Source organism: Nostoc sp. DedSLP04 (assembly GCF_034530775.1).
Lineage (GTDB): Bacteria > Cyanobacteriota > Cyanobacteriia > Cyanobacteriales > Nostocaceae > Nostoc.
On sequence record NZ_JAVRCL010000058.1, the window covers coordinates 1 to 12,324 of the forward strand.

General features: G+C 40.4%; 10 protein-coding genes and 1 pseudogene. 3 read left to right on the forward strand and 8 right to left on the reverse strand.

The features are described from left to right. Positions 1-50: 50 nt before the first annotated feature. Positions 51-305 (reverse strand): annotated as a pseudogene (locus RMX89_RS26490) (hypothetical protein); the annotation flags it as partial. Positions 306-998: 693 nt separating this feature from the next. Here RMX89_RS26490 and RMX89_RS26495 point away from each other — a divergent pair. After that, entirely contained in the window at positions 999-1,925 is a 927-nt protein-coding gene (locus RMX89_RS26495; protein WP_322691022.1) for a LysR family transcriptional regulator, read from the forward strand. Between the two features lie 80 nt (positions 1,926-2,005). Here RMX89_RS26495 and RMX89_RS26500 read toward each other — a convergent pair whose 3' ends face one another. Together RMX89_RS26500 and RMX89_RS26505 are read right to left on the reverse strand one after the other, a co-directional pair. After that, positions 2,006-2,404, reverse strand: a complete 399-nt coding sequence (locus RMX89_RS26500; protein WP_322691023.1) for a hypothetical protein — start codon at positions 2,402-2,404, stop codon at positions 2,006-2,008. Positions 2,405-2,429: 25 nt separating this feature from the next. Next, a complete protein-coding gene (locus RMX89_RS26505) occupies positions 2,430-4,418 on the reverse strand; it encodes an AAA family ATPase (protein WP_322691024.1) in 1,989 nt (662 codons plus the stop codon). A gap of 301 nt (positions 4,419-4,719) precedes the next feature. Here RMX89_RS26505 and RMX89_RS26510 point away from each other — a divergent pair, with 301 nt between their 5' ends. Beyond that, positions 4,720-4,950 (forward strand): type II toxin-antitoxin system HicB family antitoxin, encoded by a 231-nt coding sequence (locus RMX89_RS26510; RefSeq protein ID WP_322691025.1) that lies wholly within the window; start codon positions 4,720-4,722, stop codon positions 4,948-4,950. Between the two features lie 28 nt (positions 4,951-4,978). Here RMX89_RS26510 and RMX89_RS26515 read toward each other — a convergent pair whose 3' ends face one another. The 4 genes from RMX89_RS26515 to RMX89_RS26530 all read right to left on the reverse strand — a co-directional run bounded on the left by RMX89_RS26515 (position 4,979) and on the right by RMX89_RS26530 (position 9,546). Continuing rightward, complete coding sequence (locus RMX89_RS26515; RefSeq protein WP_322691026.1) at positions 4,979-5,596, reverse strand: Uma2 family endonuclease; 618 nt, start codon at positions 5,594-5,596, stop codon at positions 4,979-4,981. Positions 5,597-5,767: 171 nt separating this feature from the next. Next, on the reverse strand, positions 5,768-7,525 hold the full coding sequence (locus RMX89_RS26520; protein WP_322691027.1) for an ABC transporter ATP-binding protein: 1,758 nt from the start codon (positions 7,523-7,525) through the stop codon (positions 5,768-5,770). 243 nt (positions 7,526-7,768) lie between these two features. Continuing rightward, a complete protein-coding gene (locus RMX89_RS26525; protein ID WP_322691028.1) occupies positions 7,769-8,899 on the reverse strand; it encodes an aldo/keto reductase in 1,131 nt (376 codons plus the stop codon). A gap of 149 nt (positions 8,900-9,048) precedes the next feature. Beyond that, positions 9,049-9,546, reverse strand: coding sequence for a bifunctional nuclease family protein (locus RMX89_RS26530; RefSeq protein ID WP_100901288.1), 498 nt, complete (start codon positions 9,544-9,546; stop codon positions 9,049-9,051). Between the two features lie 340 nt (positions 9,547-9,886). Here RMX89_RS26530 and RMX89_RS26535 point away from each other — a divergent pair, with 340 nt between their 5' ends. Further along, positions 9,887-10,564, forward strand: a complete 678-nt coding sequence (locus RMX89_RS26535; RefSeq protein ID WP_322691029.1) for a riboflavin synthase — start codon at positions 9,887-9,889, stop codon at positions 10,562-10,564. 99 nt (positions 10,565-10,663) lie between these two features. Here RMX89_RS26535 and RMX89_RS26540 read toward each other — a convergent pair whose 3' ends face one another. Continuing rightward, entirely contained in the window at positions 10,664-12,256 is a 1,593-nt protein-coding gene (locus RMX89_RS26540) for a peptidoglycan DD-metalloendopeptidase family protein (RefSeq protein ID WP_322691030.1), read from the reverse strand. Positions 12,257-12,324 lie beyond the last annotated feature (68 nt).

Sequence of the window (12,324 nt, forward strand, 5' to 3'; positions counted from 1 at the left end):
TTTTTATTTCTGTATCATTTTTCCATAACTTTTGTTTTAAGGACATGTCTTTTGGTTTCCCAGGAAATGGCAAGCATTGTTTGGAGGATAGCTGCTTTGTGAGGATGGTCTTGGATTCCTCCCAGAACTTGAGGGGCAAATACCCGGAAAAATTTTCCTTCTTCATCCAGTTGGACAACTATTAGGAAATCTTCTAGATTATCAGCCTCTACACCTGTTATAATTCGGTCTTCTTCATCATCAAAACGGTAGTCCCAACCAAGGTTGTCTAAATAGTTGGCAATCTGTTTGAGGTTAGCTCCCATAAAAGCCTCATAAGGAACGTGGAGCAGTTGTTACCAGACCTAGTTTAACCTGCTAGAGGTATTTGTTTGGGTTGGTGTGGATACTTCTAATCCCATAGAAGTATGCAATTAAGGTATTGGGCATGGGTTATGGGGCATGGTGCATTGAAGATGAGAAAAATAGATGATCGGTCGGCGCTATGAATGATATTTTTTGAATGACTCTTGCTCATTATTTAAGAAGCAATAATTACTCTTTTTCAAATCCTAGCCAGTGAAGTATATAGCACTAATTTGCGGAAATTTTAATATTATTTTCTAGTTTGAATGAATACTTTGTTATATCAAGTATGGTGGCAGTATTTGTAATCAAACTTGAAAACTGAAGGCAAGTTTAAATAATTTATATATAGCATCTGATGCTTTTGAGAATATACGTAAAGACTTCAAGTACTGCTTTTAAAAGCGAATAAATATAGCACAGAAGCTGATACAACTTTATATTACAAGCAACAATTTTTTCACAGAATAATTGTAGTGAAGAATACATTTTTGAGCGTCGAGTACCAATGAAATTTATGCGTAAATCAGCACTAATTCTAGCGATCGCACCTCTAATTTTTGTTATAAATTTTCTAAACCCTCTGCGCTACTTTGCGCCTCTTTGCGTTTATATATTTATAAATAATTGAAACTTGTAAAATATCAAAAAAAATGGAATTGCGACATCTGCGCTACTTTATTACTGTAGCTGAAGAACTGCACTTCAGTAGAGCCGCCGAGCGACTGCACATCGCTCAACCGCCCTTAAGTCAGCAAATTCAGCAATTAGAGGCGCAATTGGGGGTAGAACTGTTTCATCGCAAAACCAAACGACAGGTGCAGCTAACAGAAGCAGGGGAAGTTTTTTTGCAAGAGTCTTATCAACTTTTAGCTCAACTCCAAAAAGCAATTGAGCTAACCCAAAAAACGGGAAGAGGTGAAAAGGGACAATTACGAATTGGGTTTACCAGTTTGGTAACTTACGATTTGCTTCCTGTGATTTTGCGGCGGTTTAGAGAACAGTTTCCAGAAGTAGAGTTGGTATTGCAGGAATTAACCACAACTCAGCAAGAGCAAGCGCTACAGAATCGGCACATCCATGTAGGTTTTGCCCATCCACCTTTAGAAGACAACACACTCAATCAAGAATGCATTCAGCAAGAAGCTTTAATTGTCGCTATGTTGCAAACTCATTCTTTAGCTGAACAAGAAAAGATTTCAGTGCGATCGCTAGTAAACGAAAACTTTATCATGTTCCCTCGCCATTTGGGGCCCGGACTTTACGATCAAATCGTAAGTCTTTGTCAGCAAGGAGACTTCAGCCCAAAAGTGACTCAAGAAGCGATTCAGATGCAGACGATTTTCGGATTGGTTTCAGCGGGAATGGGGATTGCGATCGCACCGTCTTCATTGCAAAATCTTCAGAGAACTGGTGTAGTTTATCGTACTCTAGAGGAGAAAACACCATTAGTAGAAACGGCTATAGTGTGGCGGGAAGAAGATATGACACCTGTACTAAGGGAATTTTTACAAGTTGTCAGAAGTATCTACGGTTACAAGAGCGATCGCTTTTTATCAGATTTAGGGAGGGTTAACTAGCACCATAGTGATTGGGGGATAGTGGGATAAGCCTAAGCAGATGTTTAGTTCTTTTTATACTAAAAATAATGAATTTTCACTTAAGTCCAACGTTGACTGATACGTTCTCGTAATTTTCTTTGACTATCATAAGTTTGTTTTTGAGGTAAAGACATATATAGACTATCTTGTTGCAAGCAATATTCAACAAATAATTTAATAATAACTAGCCAATCTTGTCTAGTTCTTTTCTTTTTCAGAAAATCACGCACACGTACAAGATAACTTTGACTAGCAATAGGTGTATTTAAAGCCATTTGACCTATATAAATTCCTTCATTTTCTTCAACAGCAAATTCGTAATGTATACGTCCGCAAGGAGTAATTTTAACTCTTTGTAATTCGTAAATATTTGCATCAGTTGGGTCATAGGTTTCAATAAGGCGATAATCCAGAAGAGCCTTTAAGTGTTCCTTAACTAGAATCCTGTTAATTGTCACAGGCTCAAAATAATTTAGAATATCATCATATATACAGATAATTCTTTTCTGTATCTGAGTTCTCAGAATATGTGTCAGATAATAAGCGTAGTATAGATAACCTCAGTAGTGGGCTTGTAATACTGCTAGGTTGAACTTCAAAAAGGTTTAAAATAAAATTGCTATCTTTTTGATAAAAGTGATTATAATCTCCAACTAATAGTGCTTTTTTTATTTGCCAATGACTGATATGAGACTTTTTACCAATTACATAAGCATTTACAAGTAAAGAAATATCAGTGATAGGTGAAGTGATAATTCTTCGAGCAATTTGTAAACTTCTTCTGATATCATGATTAGAGAGCCATCCTACTACACGTCCTATGTAATCTTCATTAATAAATATATCTTCTACAGCAAAAGCAAAAGCACTAATGTTAGGAATTGATAAGCGAATACCTTTTTTAGTAAAGTATTTTTTACTACCTTCTGAATCTTCTATTGCTTTTTCTTTTATAAACTCTATCCGTTTAGCTAAAACGTCTTTTGTAGACGGTACAGGAAGATAAAAAGCTTGATTTTCATATGACTGTAGTGGGCCTGACTTTGACAACTGCCAAATCGTTCGATCTGTTATTGGACAAATAATAAATGAAAAAACTTTTCTATATATAGATTGTGCATATTGAAACACTGCTTTTTGGAATATCTGTGGGAAATGATCAGTGTTATCAAAAACTATACATGGCATTAATCCTCTTGCTTTAGTAGCATTTTTAATCAATTTCATTACATAATCATCTGGATGCTTTTCAGTAAAATCTGCTATATATTCTCCAAATTTTTCCTTAAATTCATTTTTGTTCCTTTCGTACAAAGGCTTACGCTCACCACATTTCCATCTTTGATATTCTTGATAAAATACTCCTTGAAGTTCGCTATATGATGGATATTCACCCTTAAACAAGCCATTTTCTAACTCAATTTTTAGTTGTTCTGTTAGCCAACTAGTAATAGTAGCTTTTTCCCCATTGGAATCAGCTAAATCAATCCTAATTAATAAACAATGTTCTCTAAGATTCTTGTCTAAGATTAGACGAAAAAATCTATCGATAAATGTAGTTTTACCAGCTCCTTTACTACCTATTATTAAAATAAATTCTCCTTTGTGCAATTCTACAGCATTACGGATTTGATTTTGTAGCTCAATACCCTTCGCTGAATTAACAATATCAATCCTATTCAATAAGTTCCGTGTTATTTTTTGTAAATTTTCATCGGCTTCTCTACTTTCTTTTGATTCCACAAAACATTTGGCAAGCATATCAGGATCATCTTCCCCTGACATACTAGTGAAAAAGCTGTGGTAGACGTTCTCAATATCTTTGAATAATGGAGACTTTGTAAGTAAATATCTATCAGAATTCTCAAGAACTGAATAAAGAGATTCATTATGACTAATTTTTAATCCTTCCGCCTCATATATGTACGTTTGGTATAAATTTTTTAAGATTCCCTCTCGTGAGAACACCTCGTAGAAGGTAGCAAAATTCTGTTGAATAGATTCAAGGTTAGGGAATACAATTGCTTTACCCTCACTTGGAGGCGTACCGTCAGTACGAAGGGCCCAGAAGCCAATCCACTCAAAACCTGTTGTCAAAGCACAAAACAACACAGCTTTGTCAGTACAATAGCGTTTTGCTTGATTTAATCCATCCGCTGCTGACTCAAGCGCAGAACCACCAACTTTGTACCAAGCCATACATGATTGACGAGTATCAATCAGTCGCTTTGATGTTCGCTTCGCCTCCACTACAAGCCTGCTGCGTCCTCTAGACGTTATTAAGTAATCAATATAGCCACTGTCTGTATGAGGCTCTGTAAGAATTTCTGCTCTCTCCCATCCCAAAACTTCTGTCAAAATGCGGTCAATAACTTGGAACCGTGCATCCTGTTCAGTCTCAATTTTTATGCAGCTTTGTGTTAATTCTGTATATAGTGAGTTAAATTTTTCTTTTGCTTGATCAATATTCATTAGCATCTAATCCTTTGCAGATACTACAGATTAGCGGCTTGAGGCTGCTATTAGTATAAATATACTAATCTAATTTAGAGTAAAAAATAATTCTTATTCTCTAGTCGTGGATGATACCTTAACTTTTATTGTTACTAACCTTATTTGATAGGTAGGAGAGTTTACGAAATATCTACTATCTGCTTTGGATAAGCAAAATAATCGCTCAATTAAATCAGATGATCATCTTAGTCAGTAAAGATGAATTAGGCAATCGCCCTATCAACCTTATAGGCAACAATAATTATATGGCGTAGGAATAATGAACGATCGCTATAGTATAGTAATTCAATGGTCAGATGAAGATAATTGCTACTTAGTACACTTACCGGAATTCCCTTGGCAGCAATTCCACACTCATGGTAAGAGTTATGAAGAAGCCGCTAAACACGGGCAAGAGGTAATTGAATCTCTGATTGAATGGTATGAAGAGCAAGGAAAACCTTTGCCAGAGCCAATTACTTTTCCTCAAAAACCGTTAAAAGTGGCTTAAATATTTTTAAGATACAGGGCATCGCACCTTACCCCAATTGCTCAACATCAGCACTTTCGCCTTCAAACTCAACAGGCTCAAACTTAACTTTGTTGTATAAATCTTGTAAGGAAATCTCAAAGGGTACGGTTACAAGTGCGATCACTTCATCTTCTTCATCATATTCACGAAGCGTCCATTGCTTTTTCCCGGTTTTGGAAAATTGATCTACATGAATCTGTGTTTGGTCAATTAATAGATATTCTTGAAACGTAGAAATTGTTCGGTAAGTCTGAAATTTATCTTCGCGATCGTAGCCTTTGGTAGATTTTGATAAAACCTCAACAATAATCTGTGGATTCAGAATTATATCCTTTCGGTTGTTAAAAAACTCTGGTTCACCCGCCAGAATCATCACATCTGGATAGGTATAGGTACGCTTTTGGAGTATCCATAGACGAATATCACCCATAAAGACCCGGTAGTTCTGCTTTTTAAAAGCGAAATTTAACTCAGTACTTAAGTTGAGTGCTATTTGATTATGATTTACTGTTCCACCCGCCATAGGAATTATTTGCCCATCAATGTATTCACTTTTGTAGTCAGCAGCTTCTTCTAACTCTAAATATTCCTCTGGGGTATAGTATCGCTGTTTTGTTATTTGCATAATTTTATCGGGTAGCAATGTTTAACGATACGGATTGTCTAATGAGCCATATTTACTGAACAGTTTAACGTGGTTAGATAAAGATGTTATGTGCTTTTTACAAAGTGAGCGTAGGCGCAGCCGACTGTAGGCATCGCTATCTCAATTCACATAGTCTTTTAACTTCTTTTCCTATTGATAACCAGCAGCTTGTAAGAGAAACAACTTGGCATAACGTCCTCCTAGCTGTAACAATTCTTCGTGAGTTCCCTGTTCTATAACTTCGCCGTTTTCTATAACTAGAATTTTGTCAGCCATTCGTACCGTTGAGAAGCGATGGGAAATCAAAAGTACCATCTGATTTTGAGTAATCGCGCGAAAATGATTGAAAATCTCAAACTCAGCTTGGGCATCTATTGCTGATGTTGGTTCATCTAACACCAAGATATCTGCTTGCGATCGCATAAAAGCACGAGAGAGAGCAATTTTCTGCCATTGTCCCCCAGAAAGTTCTTGTCCTCCCTTAAACCAACGACCAAGTTGAGTCTGAAAGCTTTGGGGTAATTGCTCAATAAAAGATTGGGCCATGCCTTTTTCAGCAGCAGTTTTCCATTGAGTTTTGTTTTCGAGATGTTCTACATCGCCCACGCCAATATTCTCCCCCACAGTGAACTGGTAGCGGACAAAGTTCTGAAAAATCACACCAATGCGACGCCGCAACACATCCACATCCCATTCCTGCAAATCCAAGCCATCTAAGAAAATTCGCCCAGAGTCTGGCGTGTAGAGTCGGGTAAGTAGTTTGATTAAGGTAGTTTTACCGGAACCGTTTTCACCCACAATTGCCAGTTTTTCTCTGGGTTTGAGATGCAGCGAAATATTTCTCAATGCTGGCTTGGAACTTCCTGGATAAGTAAATGAGACATTCTCAAAACGGATACCATCTTGGGGATTTAAACCAATGGTTGCCTTACCCCAAGATTTTGGTACTTCTTCTTCCAGAAAATCGTAGAGATTTGATAGATATAGGTTGTCCTCATACATCCCTCCAATAGAAGTGAGAGCATTGGAAAAAGTAGATTGTCCTTGGCGAAAAACGGTGAGATACATTGTCATATCTCCCAAAGAAATCCTACCTAGCACTGTTTCCAGCACAATCCAAGCATAAGCTAGGTAAAAAGCCCCAGTACTGACTAAACCCAGCAGATAGCCCCACAATCCTCGCCGCAGAGTCAAATCACGGTCTTCGCCATAGAGTTGATCGAACAGGTTGCGGTAACGCCCTAGCAACATCTCTCCCAGTTGGTACAGTTTGACTTCTGTGACAAAATCTTCTCTTGCTAGCAGATTTTCTAAGTAGTGCTGTTGACGGGTTTCTGCCGCACGCCAACTAAACAAGCGAAAGCCTTCTCCAGCAAACTTTGTTTCGGAAATAAATACAGGCATAGCTGCCAAAATCAGCACCACCACTGCCCAACCTGAGAAATTTACTAGCAAAATACCGTAGGTGAACAGGGAAAGACCATTTTGCACTAACCCAAAGGTGCGGTTTACTAAGGAAAGGGGACGAACTGATGCTTCTCGGCGGGCATTGGTCAATTTGTCATAAAATTCTGAGTCTTCAAACTGCCTAAGATCCAGTGTCAGCGCCTTTTCTAAGATGAGTACATTTACTCGCTGACCCATTAGCGCCCGCAATAACGACTGACAAATAGTGATTCCCCGCTGGCTGCCTGCTAGTAAAATTACAGCGATCGCTTCTAATCCTACATAAAATAGTGAAGGATAAATATTGACAGAACCATTGCTTTGTGAGTTCACTTGAGATGCAAATACCACTGCATCAACAATTAACTTACTAATGTAGGATATCGCCGCCGGTAAAAGACCAGCCATTAAAGTTAAACTAGCCAGAAAAATAGTAAGCGATCGGCTAGTAGTCCATACCAAGCTTACAGCCCGTCCACTGTAACGGAAAACCGTCAGTGATTGGCGTAGGATATTTCTTTTTTTTTAATTTTCATCTTTTTTTGGTGAGACACCCCAGCTTGGGCCGATCTTCCTAACTCTTTTAATCTTTATATAATTTTAACAATAAAGAACTCAGAACTCAGGAGCTAGAATGACGAGTATGCGACTGGGTGGTGAATACCATGCTGAAGTTAACGGATATTCTGACTCCAGTTTACATTTTTATCCCCACAATCTCCTACCTGCTTTCCCATTTAATTTTTGGTGAGTATCTTTTAATAAAGCTGGAATATTTAACTTTTCTGGACAGCGAGGCAAACAGTCACCACATTCTGTACAACGGTTGCCTTTCATTCCAGGGAACCAGTGACCTGCATTTTCAAACATTCCGTAACGATATTGGCCATAGTCTTTCATCTCGTATGCTACGGCAAGATTACGTAACCGCAATACCTCTGGAATATTGATATTTTCTGGACAAGGCAAACAAGCATAACACTGGCTACAATTATCAGTTTTCAAAGCAAGTTTTTGGTGATTTTCTAACCGTTGGAAAGCGGAAATTTCTGCTGATGTTAACTCTCCATCATGGTCAGCGATTTGCAAAGGTTCTCTTAATTCCTCTGGGTTAGCTGGCCCTATACTCAAAGTATTAATACGGGCATCAGCAAGTAAAAACCGATAATTCAGTTCTAAGGGTGAATACGGGTAACATAGGTCTTTTAGAGTTTGTGGTGGCGTGTAGAGGCGTCCTCCCTTATCAGCAGGGGAAATAATGAAAATGCCCATATCCTTTTCGGCAGCTAGTTGAATTGCTGGTGCGTGCCGTTGAAAAAAATAGTAATAATGCAGATTGACAAATTCAAATAAATCTGTGTTGATTGCTGCCTGAATTACCTCTAATGACCCGTGGCTGGAAAAACCAACGTGTCGCACTCGACCATCAGCAACAGCTTCCTCTACTGCTTGCATACAGCCATTTTTGGCTTGCACCCATTCCAAATGTTGCCAAGTGTTCAAACCATGAACTCCTAAGCAATCTAAATAATCTAGTTGTAATCGTTCTAGAGATTCGTCGATGCACCGACGCATGGTGTCAGCATCTGCTGTGGCTGAGATTTTGGTAGTGACATAAAGCTTCGTTCGGGGTACTGACAACCCAGCTTTTAGCGCCCTACCGAGATACTCCTCGCTTTTGCCATAACCTCTGGCGGTTTCTAGATGATTAATTCCTAGCGCTAAGGCTTGTTCGATGGTCTGGTGAGCATTTTCAAAATCAGCCAGGTAGCGCATCGTTCCCAAGGAAAAAACCGAGAGGCGCAGATTCGTTTTTCCAAAGCGTCGGTATTGCATAAATTGAGTCCTGAGTAGTGAGTGCTGAGTGCTGAGTAGAAAGACGATTAATATTGTCTGTACAAGAATGAAAAAGTGAAAAAGAAAGAATAAAGAATTTACTTTTAAGATTCTCTATTCTTTCTCAGCACTCAGCACTCAGCACTTTCCTAGCTGTCGTCATTACCAAAGCGCTTGATCAAATCTTCAGGACGGAGATTAGAAATAAATTCACGGAAGGCTTGCTGCTCGGCTTCATCTGCATCGCGATCAACAGGGATAGAAGCATCGGCAATGACTTCTTCCATTACCCAAATGGGAGTATTTGTACGGAGGGCAATAGCGATCGCATCGCTAGGACGCGCATCAATTTCTTTTTTGACCTCGCCTTGCTGGACAATTAAAGCTGCATAAAATGTATCCTTTTGCAGGGAATGAATGATCACCTTTTCTAGAGTCATGTTCCAAGTCTCTAGAAGATTCACAATCAGGTCATGAGTTAAGGGTCTGGGAGGCTTCTGATTCTCCAGTGCGCCCATAATTGCCCTAGCCTGTTCCTGACCAATGTAAATTGGCAAAGCCCGCCGATCTGAAGAATCTTTCAAAAGGACGATCGGGCTGCGGGTTATGGCATCTAATGCTATGCCAGCGACTTTCATTTCAATCATTGCCTAAGCCTCTACAATGCTTTGAGAGTCTTGGATGCCGTGTAATAAATAGCACCCACTTTTAGGCGGTTTGGTAACAGTAATAAACATAAGCATTCGTTCTCTATAATTGCTTCTATTAAACTCCGAACTTGTGGTGAAAACCAGAGTAAGTCAAATTGGTCTTCTTAGACAATAACCTTCTTACCCAAGTATGCCCTGTGAAGGATGCTAATGTGTTAATATTCCTATGCGAAAAAAAGTCAGAAAATATACTTGGATGTTCGAGATTTATGTGACAATTACCAATTGATTTCAGGCAAAATTAGGCAATAAATAGAGTTAGTTTGACAAAAAAGCCGTGTTTACAGGATTAATCCAGGCATTAGGAACGATGGAACCCTTGGGGGGCGATTCTTGGCAAATTACTTGTGTAAACCAGTCGGGTGAAGTAATTATGCAAGATTTGGCTTATGGTGACAGTGTTGCTGTAGATGGTGTTTGCCTGACAGTGGAACAAGTTTTAAAAGACGGGTTTATTGCCACGGCTTCACCAGAAACTCTACGCCGGACAACCTTGGGAGGTGAGCAAACCCAAAGGAGATATGTCAATTTAGAAGCGTCGCTAAAGGTAGGCAGCAAAGTTGGGGGTCATTTTGTGATGGGTCATGTAGACGGCATCGGTCGATTGCTAGTGGCAGAACAAACGGCTAGTTCTTGGGAAATGACCTTTATTGCTTCCGTTGCGATCGCACGGTACATTGTCCCCAAAGGCAGCATTGCCGTCAATGGCATCAGTCTCACAGTAGCTGCTTATGAGCCAGAACTCTCCCAATTCAAAGTAGCGGTAATCCCTCTGACATACAGCGAGACAAATCTTCGCTATTTAGTTTCTGGCAGTTTGGTGAATCTAGAAGGGGATATTCTCGGCAAATACGTGGAAAAATTGCTTTATTCTGGCAATTCCCACACTAGAGCTAATGATGACAGTATAGATGGCATTACACCCGCATTCCTAGCAGAACACGGGTATTTGTAATTGGGCATTGGGCATTGGGCATGCGGCATGGGGCATGGGGCATGGGGCATTAGTTATTCTTCCCCTGCTCCCCCTGCTCCTTCTGCCCCTCAGTTTCTTCTAGCTACCTGGTTCTTGGCTTACCTGAGCGGTTTGCAAACCTCGCACTAACTGACTGAGGGCACTTTGTAATTCCACGCCTGGGTCAGAAGCAACCCACCCATCTTGTGTCAGGTGGCGAACTTCAAAGTGTAAGTGAGGACCTGTGGAGTTACCAGTGCTGCCAACTCGCCCGATGATAGTTCCAGGTTGTACCCACTGACCGGGTTGAACGAGGATTTCTGACATGTGGCCGTAGAGAGTTTGTTCAGCAGATTTGTGATTTAAGATAACAGTTAAACCATAACCACCCACCCAATTAGCAGTTTCCACTTGACCCGCAGCAGCTGCCAAAACTGGTGTTCCCGTAGGCGCACCCAAGTCTGTACCAGCATGGAAGCGTTGAGTACCTGTGATTGGATGAATTCGCCAACCAAACAAAGAAGTAATGGGAGCGGGAATAGATAGGGGATACATCATTCCCGTACCACTATATGCAACTCTCCCTATGTAGGGAATTTGCGGCAATACTGATGCCAGTGAAAAATCGTAAGCTACGTTGCTGGGGCGGGGTGCAATGTTACCATCTGCCATTGGTGGCGGTAAAGTACCACCACTCGGTGCAATGGGAGTTGCACTAACTCTTGTAGGACTGAATTCAGCGGGAGTCGGGATAAACCGATTCGAGCGAAATGCGCTCTTGGTGACACCGCTAGAATCACTTTGAGTTGGAGTAGCACGCCATCTGCTGGTGTTGCCAGTAGAAGATGCAATCTGCCGCACAGGTGGAACTACTGGTAATTGTGCATTTTGACTTCTTCTGAGCCAATTAGGTGCTGGTTTACCATTAGAATCAGCTACACTCCTTTGAGGTACTTTGGCGCAAACGCCGCCTAATACACTTTGTCCTGATGGCAAAGTGGCTCGACAACCACTGGAGCGTTCTGTAAGAATTACAGAATTTGGTGCTTGATAAGTACCTGTTGCACCACTGTCATAACTATTAGGATCGATATAAGCGTTATTATAATCCTTGGTTTTCTCCGCCGTTGCACTGACAGGGCTGTTAGAGTTATTTGATGGTTGAGCAACTACTGGAAGTTTTTCAGGTGCATAGCGGGCAGGGGTATTGGGTTTTTCTTGTCTCACCCTTAAAGGAGTAACCTGGGAGGCTTCTACTTTGGGCTTTGACTGTCTGATAATCACAACAGGTTCAGCTGCTTCGATTTTGGGTGTAGACTGCCTAACTGGCTCTTTTGATTGAGCAACTTCTGGCTTGGCTAATCTTTGTCTGAGTCTGGTTCGCCGTTGGGAAAATTCCGGTTGTGCTTGAGCGGCTTCCGGCGACGCAACAGCCTGTTTTTTAACACTTCGACTTCGCTCAGTGTTAACTGGATTTGTAACTGCTGTTGGTTGAGAACTTTCAACAGTGGGAACGATGTTGTCTATTTGTGCTTCCGTTTGGGCAAACACGAAGCCACCGCTAAGGAGGCTAACGCTACTCAGCCAGCAGAGACTCTGGGCTGGTAGTGTTGAGGCAAAACGTTTTTTTGTTAGACCTTGCTGCCATAAGTAATGCAAACGATGATCGGCAGAATGTTTGCGCTGCGTCATTTGTTCTCTCAGTTGTGTGTAATTAGCCTAAAGAGATGATGCTAGTGGTTTGTCTTGCCCAAAGAGCG